The 15938-nt window shown below is 64.0% G+C and carries 14 protein-coding genes; 9 read left to right on the forward strand and 5 right to left on the reverse strand.

Translation table 11 applies throughout. The annotated features are described in order from the left end of the window. The first annotated feature begins 31 nt into the window (after positions 1-31). The gene (locus BcanWU425_RS13255) at positions 32-1282 is read left to right on the forward strand and encodes a flavin-dependent oxidoreductase (RefSeq protein ID WP_231190514.1); all 1251 of its coding nucleotides are present in this window, start codon (positions 32-34) and stop codon (positions 1280-1282) included. Between the two features lie 9 nt (positions 1283-1291). Here the strand turns inward: BcanWU425_RS13255 and BcanWU425_RS13260 are convergent, their stop codons facing one another. Together BcanWU425_RS13260 and BcanWU425_RS13265 are read right to left on the reverse strand one after the other, a co-directional pair. After that, positions 1292-1747, reverse strand: coding sequence for a cupin domain-containing protein (locus tag BcanWU425_RS13260; RefSeq protein ID WP_007601580.1), 456 nt, complete (start codon positions 1745-1747; stop codon positions 1292-1294). 29 nt (positions 1748-1776) lie between these two features. Continuing rightward, positions 1777-2952: an ABC transporter substrate-binding protein gene (locus tag BcanWU425_RS13265; RefSeq protein ID WP_204511876.1), complete on the reverse strand. Its 1176-nt coding sequence runs from the start codon at positions 2950-2952 to the stop codon at positions 1777-1779. A 250-nt stretch (positions 2953-3202) separates the two neighbouring features. On the opposite strand from BcanWU425_RS13265, the gene BcanWU425_RS13270 reads away from it, so the two are divergent. The 3 genes from BcanWU425_RS13270 to BcanWU425_RS13280 all read left to right on the forward strand — a co-directional run bounded on the left by BcanWU425_RS13270 (position 3203) and on the right by BcanWU425_RS13280 (position 6037). After that, the gene (locus BcanWU425_RS13270; RefSeq protein ID WP_204511875.1) at positions 3203-3721 is read left to right on the forward strand and encodes a MarR family winged helix-turn-helix transcriptional regulator; all 519 of its coding nucleotides are present in this window, start codon (positions 3203-3205) and stop codon (positions 3719-3721) included. A 146-nt stretch (positions 3722-3867) separates the two neighbouring features. Beyond that, a complete protein-coding gene (locus tag BcanWU425_RS13275) occupies positions 3868-5559 on the forward strand; it encodes a benzoate-CoA ligase family protein (protein ID WP_204511874.1) in 1692 nt (563 codons plus the stop codon). Positions 5560-5578: 19 nt separating this feature from the next. Further along, positions 5579-6037, forward strand: a complete 459-nt coding sequence (locus BcanWU425_RS13280) for a RidA family protein (protein WP_409363675.1) — start codon at positions 5579-5581, stop codon at positions 6035-6037. A gap of 53 nt (positions 6038-6090) precedes the next feature. On the opposite strand, the gene BcanWU425_RS13285 is transcribed toward BcanWU425_RS13280, so the two are convergent. Next, entirely contained in the window at positions 6091-7062 is a 972-nt protein-coding gene (locus BcanWU425_RS13285) for a CHAD domain-containing protein (protein WP_204511872.1), read from the reverse strand. Between the two features lie 12 nt (positions 7063-7074). Then, complete coding sequence (locus BcanWU425_RS13290; RefSeq protein ID WP_231190515.1) at positions 7075-8607, reverse strand: bifunctional aminoglycoside phosphotransferase/ATP-binding protein; 1533 nt, start codon at positions 8605-8607, stop codon at positions 7075-7077. A 192-nt stretch (positions 8608-8799) separates the two neighbouring features. Between BcanWU425_RS13290 and BcanWU425_RS13295 the strand changes: the two genes are divergently transcribed. The 5 genes from BcanWU425_RS13295 to BcanWU425_RS13315 all read left to right on the forward strand — a co-directional run bounded on the left by BcanWU425_RS13295 (position 8800) and on the right by BcanWU425_RS13315 (position 15510). Beyond that, complete coding sequence (locus tag BcanWU425_RS13295) at positions 8800-9630, forward strand: universal stress protein (RefSeq protein ID WP_204511870.1); 831 nt, start codon at positions 8800-8802, stop codon at positions 9628-9630. A 69-nt stretch (positions 9631-9699) separates the two neighbouring features. Next, on the forward strand, positions 9700-12393 hold the full coding sequence (locus BcanWU425_RS13300; protein WP_204511869.1) for a bifunctional acetate--CoA ligase family protein/GNAT family N-acetyltransferase: 2694 nt from the start codon (positions 9700-9702) through the stop codon (positions 12391-12393). Between the two features lie 103 nt (positions 12394-12496). Next, positions 12497-13633, forward strand: a complete 1137-nt coding sequence (locus tag BcanWU425_RS13305) for an ABC transporter permease (protein ID WP_204511868.1) — start codon at positions 12497-12499, stop codon at positions 13631-13633. A gap of 2 nt (positions 13634-13635) precedes the next feature. After that, entirely contained in the window at positions 13636-14403 is a 768-nt protein-coding gene (locus BcanWU425_RS13310) for an ABC transporter ATP-binding protein (RefSeq protein ID WP_204511867.1), read from the forward strand. Positions 14404-14406: 3 nt separating this feature from the next. Continuing rightward, positions 14407-15510 (forward strand): ABC-type transport auxiliary lipoprotein family protein, encoded by a 1104-nt coding sequence (locus tag BcanWU425_RS13315; RefSeq protein ID WP_085349492.1) that lies wholly within the window; start codon positions 14407-14409, stop codon positions 15508-15510. 6 nt (positions 15511-15516) lie between these two features. On the opposite strand, the gene BcanWU425_RS13320 is transcribed toward BcanWU425_RS13315, so the two are convergent. Next, on the reverse strand, positions 15517-15834 hold the full coding sequence (locus BcanWU425_RS13320) for a c-type cytochrome (RefSeq protein WP_204513975.1): 318 nt from the start codon (positions 15832-15834) through the stop codon (positions 15517-15519). Positions 15835-15938: the final 104 nt, after the last annotated feature.

Below are 15938 nucleotides of genomic sequence, written 5' to 3' on the forward strand. Positions count from 1 at the left end.
TGCCTGGTGTGTACCGAGTGGAGTGAGGGCGATGAAGGCGATTATCGTCGGTGGCGGTATCGGTGGTCTCACCACCGCATTGATGCTGCGCTCGCGGGGCCTCGCTTGCGAGATTTTCGAGCAGTCCGACACCATCCGCGAGCTTGGCGTCGGCATCAACACGCTGCCGCATGCCATGCGCGAGCTGGCAGGCCTCGGTTTGCTCCAGCAGCTTGACGATGTCGCGATCCGCACCGACCAGCTCTATTACCTCAACCGTCACGGCCAGGAAGTCTGGCGCGAGGCTCGCGGCATCGACGCCGGCCATGACGTGCCGCAATTCTCGATCCACCGCGGTCGACTTCAGGGCGTCATCCATCGGGCTGTCGAGGAGCGGCTCGGGCCGGAGGCCATCCACACTGGCTGCCGCCTCGGTGCCTTCACGCAGGACGAGAGCGGCGTCACCGCTTACTTCTTCGACCGCTCAGGCGCGCACATCCATACCGCGCGCGGCGACATTCTAATTGGTGCCGACGGCATCCATTCACGGGTCCGTGACACGCTCTTCCCGACCGAGGGGCCGCCATGCTGGAACGGCCTGATGCTGTGGCGCGGTGCGCGGGATTGGCCACTGTTCCTCAGCGGCAAATCGATGATCGTGGCCGGTGGCCTCAACGCCAAGGTGGTGATCTATCCAATCGCGGAGGGATCGAGCCCGGCGAGCCGTCTCACCAACTGGGCGGTGCTGGTGAAGGTCGGCGAGGGCAATGCCCCGCCGCCGCGGAAGGAAGACTGGTCGCGGCCGGGCCGGCGCGAGGAGCTGATGCCGCATGTGGCGCGCTTCTCGGTGCCCTACGTCGACGTGAAGAGCCTGATCTCGGCCACGCCCGAGTTCTACGAATATCCGACCTGCGACCGCGATCCGTTGCCCTATTGGTCGTCGGGCAGAGTCACGCTGCTCGGCGATGCCGCGCATCCGATGTATCCGGTCGGCTCAAATGGCGCCTCGCAGGCGATCCTCGATGCGCGCTGCCTCGCCGACGCACTGGTGCGCGCCGAGCATCCGCGCCAGGCATTGCTTGAATACGAGAAGAAGCGCCTGCCGATGACCGCGGATATCGTCCGCTCCAACAGGCGTGGCGGTCCCGAGGGCGTCATCGACGCCGTCGAGCAGCTCGCGCCTGATGGTTTTGACAATGTCGACAACGTGCTGAGCTATTCCCAGCGCGAGGCGATCGTGCGCGGCTATGCCACCAAGGCCGGCTTCGCCGCAGTGCCGGGACTTGCGGCGGTACGGGCTTAAGATGCCCTGCTAGCCGCCGGGAGGTGGCGGCAGGAAGTGGATGTTGAACTCGGCGGCCATCGCCACCACGTCCTCGGGCTTCTGTTCCTTCATGTTGTGGAGGCCCCAGAACAGGTCGAACAGCTTGCGGGTCGGTGACACCCAGAACAGCACCTTCGCGGTTTGCTCCGATTTGTTGAAGATGCCGTGCGGCACACCCATGCCGAGCCGGATCAGGTCGCCCGCGGTCGCCTGCGACTCGGAATTGCCGAGCATGAAATCGAGCTTGCCCTCCAGCATATAGAGATATTCATCCTGGTCGGGATGGATATGCGGCGGCACGAACGTGCCCGGCGGCAGCGTCGCATGCCAGGAGAAGCTGTGCTCCGTGTTGCTCTTCGGCACATAGGTCTGGCCGAGGATGTTCCAGGAGATGCCCTGGATTCCCTCATTGGCCCGTGTAATGCCGGTGATTTCGCTCTTCATTGTGATCCTCCCTCAACGCGCCGTGCGGCTTAGTTCGCCGCCTTGCAGTCCTTGGCGTAGCGGTCGCCGTAATTCTCAAAGACCTTCTGAACGATCTCAGTCTGGAACTTGCCGTCCGCGCGCTTGGCGACCTTGGTCAGGTAGAAATCCTGGATCGGATAACCATTGGTGTTGAACTTGAAGGCGCCGCGCAGCGAGGTGAAGTCGGCCTTTTTCAGAGCGGCCGCGACCGCATTCTTGTTGGAGAGATCGCCCTTCACGGCTTTGACGGCGCTGTCGATCAGCATCGCGGCATCATAGGCCTGGAAGGCGTAGGTGCCGGGCACGCCGTTATAGGCGGCCTCGTAGGCGGCGACGAACTTCTTGTTCTGGGGATTGTCGAGATTGGGCGCCCAGTTCGCGCCGCCGAACATGCCGACCGCCGCGTCCTGCTGCGCCGGTAAGGTCGATTCATCCACCGTGAAAGCGGAGAGCACCGGAATGCTGTCGGCGAGGCCGGCCTGCTTGTATTGCTTGACGAGATTGACCCCGAGGCCGCCGGGCATGAACGTGAAGAGCGCATCGGGCTTCTGTGACGAAATCTTGGAAAGCTCCGGCTGGAAGTCCAGCGTGTTGAGCGGCATGTAGGATTCTTCGACGATCTCACCCTTGTAGTCGAGCTTGAAGCCGGCGACCGAGTCCTTGCCGGCCTGATAATTCGGCACCATCAGATACATGCGCTTGTAGCCGCGATCCTGCGCGACCTTGCCGAGGATTTCGTGCACCTGATCGTTCTGATACGAGGTCACATAGAAGAACGGGTTGCAATCCTTGCCGGCAAAAGTGGATGGGCCGGCATTGGGGCTGATCAGGAAGGTTTTCGATTCCGTCACCGGCCGGTGGATCGCCTGAAGGATGTTGGAGAAGATCGGGCCGACCACGAAGTCGACCTTGTCGCGCTCCAGCAGACCCTTGACCTTGGTGACCGCTGCGTCCGGCTTCAATTCGTCGTCGACCACGACGACCTCGACTTCGCGGCCGCCCATCTTGCCGCCGAGATCCTTGACCCCGAGCGCAAAGCCGTCGCGAACCTGTTGGCCGAGTGCAGCGGCGGGTCCCGACAGGGTCACGATCACACCCAGCTTGATTTTCTCCTCGGCGAGGGAAGGGCTCACCGCGGTGCCAAGCAGCAAGGCGGCCGCGGCCAACGTCATTTGCGTCTTCATGATCTGTCCCCCGTGATAACAGGACCTGCGCTGCAAGCCGCTACTTCAATCCAAGTTTATGCCGATGATTGCTGCCGCGGCAAGCGAGCTCAAAGCGTCGTCATCCGGCGGGCAGCGGTGCATGCAAGGGGCGCGCCAATTATTTGAAGCCTAAAGAAATCGGCATGCGGTCGATTGTTGCGGCTTTACGCTTGCAGCCGGCGTCGATTTATTTGAAGCTCAAAACGTGGGGGATCCGTGCCGGGCGCCAATGCCGGCCGTGAGTGACTGCATCAACATGCTCGATTCCGAGACCAAGGCCGTTGAAACTCCGGAGGATCACGCCGAAGAGCTTCGGCTGTGGCTACGCCTCTTGACCTGCACGACCCTGATCGAGGGCGAGGTTCGTGGCCGGTTGCGGCAGCGCTTCGACGTCACATTGCCCCGTTTCGACCTGATGGCGCAGCTCGACAAGGCACCCGACGGCATGACGCTGTCCGACGTCTCCAAGCGCATGATGGTCTCGAACGGCAACGTCACCGGTCTGGTCGAGCGCCTCGTGGAATCCGGTCATCTCGACCGCCGCACGTCGGAGACGGACCGCCGCGTCCAGGTGATCCGGCTGACTAAACTCGGTCGGGCCGAGTTTCGCAGAATGGCCGCGGAACACGAAACTTGGATCGCCGATCTCTTCGCCGATCTGACGCCGAAGGATGTGCGCGAATTGATGCGGCTGCTCGCCAAGACCAAGGCATCGGCGCAGAAATCAGCCGCTCGCCGCCGGGCTTAGGTCCGCGGCTGAGGCACCCACCAATACCGTTGCCGCCGGAAAAAGCACGGGATGCCCAAAATCCGCTATTGCGCGAAATTGCTTTAAGCCTAAAATGTTTCCGAGTGAGTGCTGCCGGGTGCTTTCCATGCTGAAAGGAGCGTGCGATGGCCAACGCCGCCAAGGTTCAAATCTCGGGCTCGCATGACGACAATGCCGCGACAGCCCATGTCGATGCGTTCGCGCGGCAGCATCTTCCGCCACGCGAGCTCTGGCCGGAATTCATCTTCACACGACCGGAACTGCAATATCCGCCCCGCCTGAACTGCGTCAGCTATTTCCTAGACCGCTGGGTCGAGCAGGGACATGGCGACGCTGCCTGCGTGATCAGCCCCGCCGTCAGCTACACCTATCGTGAGCTGCAAACGCTCGTGAACCGCATCGCCAATGTGCTGGTCGGCAAGCTTGGTCTCGTCACCGGCGGGCGCGTGCTGCTTCGCTCGGCCAACAATCCGATGATGGTCGCGACCTATCTGGCGGTGATCAAGGCCGGAGGCATTGTGGTGGCGACGATGCCGCTGTTGCGCGCCAAGGAGCTGTCCTATCCGATCCAGAAGGCGGAGATCACACTCGCGCTCTGCGATGGCAAGCTCGCCGAGGAAATGGAGAAGGCGAAAGCCGCAGCCCCCAGCCTCAAGCGCGTGGTCTATTGGGGCACCGGCAGTGGCGACTCGCTCGAGGCGCTGATGGGGGATGCAAGTCCGGAGTTCAAAGCTGTCGATACTGCATCCGACGACGTCTGTCTGATCGCTTTCACGTCGGGCACGACCGGCGATCCCAAGGGCACCATGCATTTCCACCGTGACATGCTGGCGGTCTGCGATGGTTATGCGCGCAACATCCTGCGGGCGGAGCAGAAGGATCGCTTCGTCGGCTCTGCACCGCTCGCCTTCACGTTCGGCTTCGGCGGCGTGCTGTTTCCGATGCACATCGGCGCCTCCTTTGTCGTTCTGGAGAAGACGGCGCCCGACGACATTCTGAATGCGATCGAGCAGTACAAGACCACGGTCTGTTTCACCGCGCCGACCGCGTACCGGGCGATGATTGGCAAGCTTCCGGGCCGCGATATTTCCTCGCTTCGCAAATGCGTGTCCGCCGGCGAGACGCTGCCCAAGCCGACATTCGATGCCTGGCTAAAGGCGACCGGCATCAAGCTGATGGACGGCATCGGCTCGACCGAGCTGCTGCACATCTTCATCAGCGCGACCGAGGACGAGATCCGCCCCGGTGCGACGGGCAAGCCGGTGCCGGGGTATGAAGCGAAGATCGTCGACGATTCCGGCAATGATTTGCCGCCGGGCACGATGGGACGGCTCGCGGTCCGCGGGCCGACCGGATGCCGCTATCTCGCCGACGAGCGGCAACGCAAATACGTCCAGAACGGCTGGAACATCACGGGCGACACCTATCTGATGGATAGCGACGGCTATTTCTGGTATCAGTCGCGCTCGGACGACATGATCGTGTCGGCCGGCTACAACATCGCAGGCACGGACGTCGAGGCGGCGCTGCTCACGCATCCCTCGGTCGTCGAATGCGGGGTCGTCGGCGCGCCAGACGAGGCGCGCGGCATGATCGTGAAGGCCTATGTCGTTGCCGCGCCGGGCGTAACGCCGGATGCCGAGCTCGTGGCTGCGTTGCAGGAGCATGTCAAACGCGAGATCGCGCCATACAAATATCCGCGCGCGATCGAGTTCGTGACGCAACTACCGAAGACCGAGACCGGCAAACTAAAGCGCTTTGCCCTGCGGCAACTGGCGCAGACCGCGGTGCCGTCCTCCGGCGTCGCGGCGGAATGAGAAGGATAGAGAATTGTCAGTGACCACGCCGAAAGGCCCGCACCTCGCGGTGCTGCCGACAACAGCCGAGGATGAAACCCGCTCCAGGGCGCAGGTGCTCCAGCCGTCCGGTTGGCCGGTACCGAAAGGCTATGCCAACGGTATGGCCGCCGAGGGACGCATCGTCGTCACTGGCGGCGTCATCGGCTGGGATGACGAGGAGCGTCTCGCGGAGGGTTTTGTCGCGCAGGTGCGCCAAACCCTAGGCAACATCGCCGCGATCCTCGCGGAGGCCGGTGCGCAGCCCGAGCATCTGGTGCGCCTGACCTGGTACGTCGTCGACATGGACGAGTACCTGACGAACCTGAAAGAGCTCGGCAAGGCCTACCGCGCCATCTTCGGCGCGCACTACCCGGCGATGGCGCTGGTTCAGGTCGTCCGGCTCGTCGAGAAGACGGCGCGCGTCGAAATCGAAGCCACCGCCGTCATTCCGCGCTGAACCGACGGCTGGTCCAGCTCGTTTCTTTTTTAGGTTCGCCTTGGCGAGGTCACCTAGTTCTCAGGCTCCGCATCCGGCGCAAGATCGGCGGAGCGGAACGGCTTGGCCTTGTCGAGTTTCCGGTAGGCGCGCGAGGCGGTCCGCAACAGTTTCTTTTCGCGCTTGCGGTTGAGGAAGCGAATGCCCGCCTCGGGAACGGCCTCGTTCAATGACGCCGCCAAGGTTTGCCCTCGCGCATCGTCATTCAATCGCCCGAGGGACTTTTGCGCCTTGCGCAATTGCTTGAGGATCGACTGCTGCTTTGTCAGCGACTCGTCTGCGAACAGATCCTCGAGCGACTCGATCGAATAGGTCAGCCGCTTGTTCAGAAGCCGCAGCTTGTGCCGTTTCTCGACGTCGAGCTCGCGCAATTTTCGCGCTTTCTTGAGCAGCGTCTTTTCCCATTCCGTGAGTTTCGCTGTTGCGTGGTCGGCGAGCGTGCAGCGGCGTAGCCTGATAGCTTCCTTGCTGCGCCGGGTCGACCAGGGGCCGCTCTCGATCCAGGCTGACGTCTGCGCGACGAGATGGCGATACCGCGCGGATTGCAGCGCGCGCGCCAACTGGCGATGGCTCTCGGCGCGCTTCTCATCCCAGTGCTGGAGCTCGGCAATCACGGTCAACTCGCCGCCACTTTCGGCGATGACCCGCTCGATCGCCACGTCGAGGTCCCGCACCATGCCGAGCTGGCTATTCAGCCATTTCAGTTCGGTCCAGACCTCCGGGCGAAGGGCGTCATCGACCATCGGCGAGAAGAAGCGGATGGCGGTGCGCAGATGCGTCAGTGCAATCCGGATCTGGTGCAGTGCCTCGGGATCGCCGCGGCAGGTGCCGCCATGCTGGGCGCGAACGGCGGCGAGGTGACGGCGGGCGATGATCCGGAACGCCGTGTCGCAGACCATGCCGGGGCTGAGGCGGCCGGGCAGGGCATTGCGCCTCGCCGCAGGCTTGACGCGCGCGGCCGTCGAACTCGTGCTGGGTCGCGCCATTTGCAGATTGCCTTACTTGCTCTCGGCGATCGCGTCCCGGCAGTTCTGGAGCGTCTGCTCTTGCGTCCCGGATGCATCGATGGTCGCCCAACCGACATGGCCGATATTATAGTGCTCTTGCAGCGCGGCAACCTCTTGCGTGGCGTCGGATGCATCGCCCCGGCGGCCCCCGATCCGCGCCTGCCGGGTCGCGAGGTCTGCAACCAGAAATAGGCCGCTCAGCGGGACGTTGCGCTCGCGCGCCAGGGCGGCGACCGCGTCTCGTTCGTCCTCACGGGCGAACACGCCGTCGATGATCGCTGAGTGGCCTTGCGCCAGCACCCGCCCGGCGTGCTGAGCCAGCATGTCGTAAACGCGGGCCGTGACCTCCGGCGTGTATGCGGATGCCGGCAGGCGGTCCGTTTCCTCGACCCCTAACGTCTGCTTGCGGACGAGGTCGCTGCGCAGCACGACGGCCCCCGGCTGCGGCGTAACGTCCGGCGCGAGCGCGCGTGCCAAAATCGTCTTTCCGGTGCCTGACAATCCGCCGACTGCAATCAGCCGGGGAGCGGGCGGTTGGATCAGCGTGCGGGCGAGGCCAAAATAGCGCCGTGCCCCGTCGAGAATACTGGGATCATCGGAATGCGGCGGCTTCAGCCGTGCCAGCGCGACCTGGGCGCGGATCGCCGCCCGGATGGACATGAACAGAGGCAGTGCGGAGAGCGCGTCGAGATTTTCGACTGGAGTCGCGGCGAGATAGCGGTTCAGCACGATGTTGGCCGCGCGTGCCTGATTGTGGTGCAACAGATCCATCAATCCGAATGCGAGATCGTAGAGCACGTCGGTGGTTGCCATCCGGGCGTCGAACTCGATGGCGTCGAACAGCACCGGCTTCTCGTCGATCGACACGATGTTCGCAAGATGCAGGTCGCCATGGCAGCGGCGCACGAAGTCTTTTCGGCCGCGTTCTTCGAGCAAAGGCCGGAGGCGGAGGAATATTGCTTGCGAGTCTCTGCCGAGTTCTGCGATCTCTTCGGCTTCGAAATGATTGCCGGTCCGCAGGCCATTGCTGTTGCCATCGATCAGGCCGGGGATGGAGGAAACCCATGCGTTGCCGTCGGCGCAAACAGCCTGCGCATGCGAAGCCGCGATCGCGTCGGCGACAGCCGAGGCAAAAGCGTCATCCAGTGCTCCGGCCTTGGCCAGATGATCCAGCGTCCGGCTTTCGTCGAAGCGCAACATGTCGACCGCATACTCGATCGGCCGGCCGCTTCCGTCCACCTTCACCGATCCATCGGGCTCTTCCGTGATCGCCACGACGCGGTGATAGATCTGCGGCGCCAGCGGCCGGTTGATCCTGATCTCCTCCTCACACGCCGCCTTGCGGTTCTCGAGCGTTGAGTAATCGAGGAATGGAAACTGCACGGCGCGCTTGATTTTCAGGGCGCGCCTGCCTTCGAGGAAGACCGAAGCTGCGTGCGTATCGATCCGCCTCACGTTCGGATGACCCGCGGAATTGGTGAGCGCCGCAAAGATCCGGTCCTGGGTCGCAGAATCGTCTGTCATTCCAGCTGGTACGTCCAGATGCGTCGGAAGCGGCTCACCCCGCGATTAGGGTAATCCATAGAAGCAGATCGCGGCCAGTCCTTGACTTCGGTCAACGCCTGTCTCCTTCCGACCGATCGGAGTTCCCGGGCTTGACGAGGATCAAGCGTCCCAACCCAAGCCAGCCTATTCTGGTGCCTGAGGAGAATCCCGATGCCCATCAAGGACGTCTTTCTGCCGCTCGTCGGCCAGCCACGCGGCCCGGCCCTTGCTGCGATCGAGAAATGCGTGGCCGTTGCCGCCGACCTCGGCGCCAGGATCACCGCGCTGGCACTTGAGGAGGATGTCTTCGTGCGGCCGAAGGTGATGCTCCCCGATGCGACCGAGGCAAACCGGGCGCTTGGCGCGGGCGACAGTCAGCATCTCCTGGATGCGTTCACCCGCGCGATCTCCCGCACTGGCATTCGCGCTCAAAGCCGGTCGGCCAAGGTGCCGGCAGACCAGATCGCCTCAGTGCTGGCCGAGCACGGACGCTTCAGCGATCTCACGCTGCTCCCCGTGACGCCACACGACAGCCGAACCGAGCACATCATCGAGACGCTCCTGTTCGAATCCGGGCGGCCAGTGCTGCTCTGCCCGGAGCAGCATGTGGACGAGCTGCGCCCGGAATTGGAGAACGTCATGATCGCCTGGGATCATTCCGCGCGTGCGGCGCGTGCGGTCGGCGACGCGCTGCCTATCCTTCAGGCAGCAGCCCTGGTCCGCGTGGTGACCGTGGCGGACGACAAGTCCGACGCGATCGTGCAATCCGGCACGGCTCTCGTCGATCATTTGAGGGAACACGGGGTCTACGCCTCGTTCGAAACCGCGAAGGGCAACGGCAGCTCGATTGGCAAGGTGCTCGGAAGCTGGGCGAATTCTCATGCCATCGATGCGATCGTGATGGGCGCCTACCATCATTCGCGCCTGAACGAGATCGTTTGGGGCGGTGTGACAAAGACCGTCATTGGCGAACCACCGTGCTGGGTTATGCTCTCGTACTAGGCGGATCGCCAGTTTATCGGCCTGATCGTCAACCATCGGAACCGCCACCGACCGGGCGCATTTGCTTTCATGTCAATCTATCGTCTGAAGAACCTGCTGTCGCCGCGTTCGGTTGCGCTCGTTGGTGCGAGCGCCCGCCCGGTCTCCGTTGGACGCGCCGTTCTGGAGAACATCCGTAAGGCCGGATTCACGGGACAGTTCGGCCTCGTCAATCCGCGCCATGCCGAGATCGGCGGCGTCGCGGCCGTGGACAGCCTCGATCAATTGCCGTTCTTGCCCGAGCTTGTGATCATCACCGCGCCGGCGCGCGCGGTTCCCGGCATTGTCGATCAAGCCGGGCGGCGCGGCTCGGCGGGTGCCCTGATTGTCTCGGCCGGGCTCGGCCACGGACCGGGGTCCCTGCACGAGGCCGCCATCACTGCGGCCCGCAAATACGGCATGCGGCTGATCGGGCCGAACTGCTTGGGCATCATGATGCCCGGCGTGAGCCTCAACGCGAGTTTTGCCGCGCACATGCCGGGGCCCGGGAATCTCGCGCTGATCTCGCAATCGGGGGCGATCGCGGCCGGCATGGTCGATTGGGCCGCGCAGCGCGGCGTCGGCTTCTCCGGCATCGTCTCGATCGGCGATCAAATCGACGTCGATCTTGCCGATCTGCTCGACTATTTCGCGATGGATCACAAGACCCGCGCGATTCTGCTCTACATCGAATCCATCAAGGACGCGCGCAAGTTCATGTCGGCCGCGCGTGCCGCGGCGCGTGTGAAGCCGGTCGTGGTGGTGAAGTCCGGCCGAATGACGCAGGGCGCGAAGGCGGCCGCCACCCATACCGGTGCGCTTGCGGGCGCCGACGCCGTCTATGACGCGGCGTTCCGCCGCGCGGGCGTCCTGCGGGTCTCTGATCTGCGCGAGCTGTTCGATTGCGCCGAGACGCTCGGCCGCGTCGAGTCGCCGGCGGGAAAGCGCCTCGCCATCCTGACCAATGGCGGCGGCATCGGCGTCCTCGCCATTGACCGATTGGTCGAGCTCGGCGGCATTCCGGCGACCATCTCGGCCGACGCCCGCAAGAAACTCGATGACGCGCTGCCGCCGACCTGGTCCGGCGCAAATCCCGTCGACATCGTAGGTGACGCCGATGCGTCGCGCTATGCGGCGGCGCTCGACGTGTTGCTTGCCGATCCCGACAACGATGCGGTCCTCGTCCTCAACGTGCAGACCGCGATCGCCTCGGCTGCCGATATCGCAACGATGGTGACCGAACGCGTCAAGGGATATCGCGAGAAGCACCGCAATTGGGCCAAGCCCGTGCTCGCCTCGTGGATCGGAGCAGACCAGAACATCATCGAAACACTGTCCGGCGCCGGCATCCCGAACTATCCGACCGAGGATGATGCCGTGCGCGGCTTCATGTACCTCGTGAGGCACCGCGAAGTCGTGGAGGAACTGAGCCAGGTTCCACCCGCAATGCCCGACACGTTCGTGCCGGACGCAGGTGCTGCGAAGCAGATCGTAGCTGCTGCCATCGCAGACGGCCGCCAATGGCTCGAACCCGTCGAGATCAAGCACCTGCTCGAAGCCTACGATATCGCGATGGTGCCCACATACGCCGCGGCCGATGTCGAGCAGGCGGTGGCCTACGCGAAAGACATCTTTGCGCAAGGCGCCACCGTCGTGCTGAAAATCATGTCGCGCGACATCGTCCACAAATCCGATGTCGGCGGCGTCGTGCTCAATCTGACGACGGTCGAGGCGGTGCGCACCGCTGCCACCGACATTATCGCTCGGGCGAGAAAGCTGCGTCCCGAAGCTCGCATCGAGGGCGTCATCGTGCAGGCGATGGTGGTGAAGGCTAAGGCCCGCGAGTTGATTCTGGGCCTCGCCGACGATCCGACCTTCGGCACGGTCGTTGTGTTCGGCCGCGGCGGGACCGCGGTCGAGATCATCAACGACAAGGCGCTTGCGCTTCCGCCGCTCGATCTGCAACTGGCCCGCGACCTGATCGACCGCACGCGCGTGTCCCGGCTGCTTCGCGCTTACCGGGACGTGCCGGCGGTGAAGCCCGACGCCGTCGCCATGGTCCTGGTCAAGCTGGCGCAGATGGCCGCCGACATTCCCGAGATCCGCGAATTCGACATCAATCCGCTGCTGGCGGATGAAACCGGCGTGACCGCGGTCGACGCTCGCGTCGCGGTCGGGCCGCCGCAACGGAAGTTTGCCGGCTCCGGCGCCGCCAACTTCGCCGTTCGGGCCTATCCGTCGCAATGGGAGCGCCGCCTCAAGCTCAAGGAGGGCTGGCGGATCTTCGCGCGGCCCCTGCGTCCGGAGGACGAGCCGACCATCCACGCATTCCTGCGTCATGTCACGGCGCACGATCTTCGTCTGCGTTTCTTCGCGCCGATGAAGGAGTTCACTCACGAGTTCATCGCGCGCCTGACCCAGCTCGACTATGCGCGCGCGATGGCATTTATCGCATTCGACGAGGCGACCGGTGAGATGGTCGGCGTTGTCCGACTCCATTCGGACTCGATCTACGAGAGCGGCGAATATGCGATCCTGCTGCGGTCCGATCTCAAGGGCAAAGGTCTGGGATGGGCCCTGATGCAGTTGATCATCGACTACGCGAGATCGGAAGGCCTCAAGGCGATCTCGGGTGATGTTCTCAGGGAGAACACCACCATGCTGGAGATGTGTCGCCAGCTCGGCTTCGATGTGAAGCCGGATCCGACCGAGCCGGATATATGCGATGTCAGGCTGAAGCTCTGAGCGCGCCGCTACAGCTGGCCTTGAGACAGGTCAAGCCAGCCGCCCCATGCTGGCCTAGAACTGCCGGCTGAACGGGCCCCGGTTGTCCCGATGAGGTGGAATCGTGAACTCCGAACCGCTGTTGCTGGCGAGGCCCTCCGGCGAAGAGCTGAAATTGTGCCCAGAAGGGCCGTGGATTGCCGCGAACGTGTCGCTGCTGGAGACGTTGTCCCGGTCGGTCGGGGCGGATGTCGATCGATCCAGAGCCGTGACGCTGGACATGTCGGGCGTCAGTGCGCTTGACACGCTCGGCGCCTGGGTCCTGGAAAAGCTTTCGCGCAGGGCTTCATCATCCGGTCAAGCGGCCGAGTTTATCGGTGTCGCCGACCATTTCAGCGGCCTGATGGACGAGGTGCGCCAGGTCAACCGCCACACGCCGCTGCCGGCGCCCGCACCCAACCCGATTGTGCTCAGGCTGAACGATCTCGGCAAGTCCACGGTCGGCGCGCGCGAAGACATCACGATCTTTCTCCAAATGCTGGGCGCGTTGTTCATCGCCGTGATCGGCGTGCTGCGCCGGCCGCGCTCGCTGCGGCTGACATCGCTGATCTATCAGCTCTACCGCATCGGCTGGCAGGCCATCCCCATCGTCGTGCTGATCACCTTCCTGATCGGCGCTATCATCGCCCAGCAGGGATTCTTCCATTTCCGCAGGTTCGGCGCGGAGTCCTACACCGTCGACATGGTCGGCATCCTGGTGCTGCGCGAGCTTGGCGTGTTGATCGTCGCCATCATGGTCGCCGGCCGTTCGGGAAGCGCCTACACTGCCGAGCTCGGCTCGATGAAGATGCGCGAGGAGATCGATGCGCTCTCGACCATGGGCCTCGATCCCGTCCACGTCCTGATTCTGCCGCGGGTTGCGGCCCTGGTGATTGCGCTGCCAATCCTTGCCTTCATCGGATCGATTGCCGCACTCTATGGCGGCGGCCTGGTCGCGCAGTTCTACGGCGGTATGGCGCCGGCGATCTACATCGCGCGGCTGCACGAGGCGATCTCGGTCACCCATTTCGAGGTGGGCATCCTGAAGGCGCCGTTCATGGCGCTGGTGATCGGAGTAGTCGCCTGCAGCGAGGGCTTGCGCGTGAAGGGCAGCGCCGAGTCGCTGGGACGACAGACCACGACGTCGGTGGTCAAGTCGATCTTCCTGGTGATCGTGCTCGACGGCCTGTTCGCGATCTTCTTCGCCTCGATCGGAATGTGATCATGGGCGAATCGCAAGAGCAGTTCGCGATCCGCGTCCGTGACCTCGTGGTCGGCTTCGGCCGGCAGACCGTGCTCGATCGTCTGACGCTCGACGTACGCCGGGGTGAGATCCTCGGGCTCGTGGGGGCGTCGGGTGGCGGCAAGTCGGTGCTGATGCGAACCATCATCGGCCTCATCCCGCGCCAAGGCGGGACCATCGAGGTTACGGGACGGCCAATCGGCGGCCGCACCGAAGGCGCGGCCACGACCTGGGGCATCCTGTTCCAGCAGGGCGCGCTGTTCTCCTCGCTGACGGTCCGGCAGAACATCCAGTTTCCGCTCCGCGAAAATCTCGTCCTGTCGCAGGAGCTGATGGACGAGATCGCGATCGCCAAGCTCGAAATGGTCGGGCTGCGGCCGCAGGATGCCGATAAATATCCGGCGGAGCTATCCGGCGGCATGACCAAGCGCGTGGCGCTGGCGCGCGCGCTCGCGCTCGATCCGCCGATCCTGTTCCTGGACGAGCCGACCTCAGGCCTCGATCCGATCGCGGCGGGTGATTTCGATGCGCTGATCGGGACCCTGCAAAAGACCCTCGGCCTCACCGTGTTCATGGTCACCCATGATCTGGCGAGCCTGACCACGGTCTGCGATCGGGTCGCCGCTCTCGCCGACGGCAAGATCATGGCGGTCGGTCCGATGCGCGAACTGCTGCAATCCGAGCATCCCTGGGTGCGCGCCTATTTCCACGGCAAGCGCTCGCAGATGCTGCAACACGAGATGAGATGAGACATGGAAACCCGCGCTCCCTACGTGCTGATCGGCAGTTTTGTCCTGGCGGCGATCCTCGCGGTGTTCGGCTTCGTCTATTGGCTGAACAACACCGGCGGGATCGGGCCGCGCACCAGCTATCACGTGCAATTCCAGGGCCCGGTGCCCGGTCTTCTGGTCGGCGCCGGCGTGCTGTTCAACGGCATCCGCGTCGGCGAGGTCACCCAGCTCGGGCTTGCGCCGGACAATCCACGCTTCGTCAATGCGACGATCTCGGTTGCTTCAACCACGCCGGTGCGTGCCGACAGCAGGGTCGGGCTCGATTTCCAGGGGCTGACCGGCGTGCCGGTGGTGACGCTTGAGGGAGGCGTCATCGTCACTAAATCCGGCGAGCCCCAGACCTTGATTGCCGAGGCCGGTGCGGGCCAGAGCATGACGCAGGCCGCGCGCGATGCACTGCGGCGGGTCGACACCGTGCTGGAGGACAATTCGGGCCCGCTGAAGGACACCATCGCCAATCTCAAGACCTTCTCCGACGGGCTTGCGCGCAACACCGGCAAGATCGACGGCATTTTGGCGGGCCTGGAGAAGATGACCGGCGGCGGAACGCCGGCGCAGAAAGTCACCTATGATCTGCGCACGCCGCAGAACCTCGGTCCGGGCGGCAAGACGCTCTCGGCGTCACTGGCCATCCCCGAGCCGACAGCGGTCGCCATGCTCCAGACCCAGCGCATGCTGTTCGCGCCGGGCGGCGATAATCCGGGCTTTGCGGACTTCCTCTGGGCGGACAGCATTCCCAAGCTGATACAGGCGCGTCTGATCGACAGTTTCGAGAACTACGACATCGCCCACGCGCCGTTGCGCACGGCCGATCTCGGGCAGGCGGACTATCAGCTGCTGATCGACATCAGGCGCTTCCGCATTGCCACCGAGGGGGAGACGCGGGTCGAGATCGGGCTGTCGGCGCGGATCGTCGACAAGAACGGCAAGGTGATCGCCTCGCGTCTCCTCGAGACCAGCGAAAAGCTCGACAAGGTCGAGCCCGCCATAGCGGTCGCAGCGTTCGGTGTGGCCTTCACGCGCATCGCGAAGGAGCTGATCGGCTGGACGGTGCAGGCGGTGTGAGGGCGGCTATTCCAAGGTCTTGAGGTAGGACAGGAGATCGTGGATCTGGTCCGGACTGAGCTCGAAGGCCGGCATGTCGGCGTGGCCGGTGTTGATGCCCTCGGCCAGCGCCTCCCCAAGGCTCTCGATGGGATAGCGCTGGTGCAGGGTCCGCAGCGGCGGTGCGATCTTGAGCGGACTGTTCGACGCACGGTCGATCGCGTGGCAGCGCGCGCAATTGGCTCGCGCAAAGGCCTTGCCGCGTTGTTCGGCCGTCGGGGCCGCCAGGGCAGGGGTGATCAGAAGCGACCCGATCAACCCGTGACGCAGCATTCCTTGCAGCATGTAAAGCGACCCCATCTACGCCTGGGAGAAGAATAGGGCGGGGATTCCCTCCAAAATTGATCTGGGTCAACCGGCTTTGGCGCACTGCAGTAAAATGCAGCTGC

It is taken from the genome of Bradyrhizobium sp. WU425, from assembly GCF_021052305.1.
GTDB classification, from domain to species: domain Bacteria; phylum Pseudomonadota; class Alphaproteobacteria; order Rhizobiales; family Xanthobacteraceae; genus Bradyrhizobium; species Bradyrhizobium canariense_D.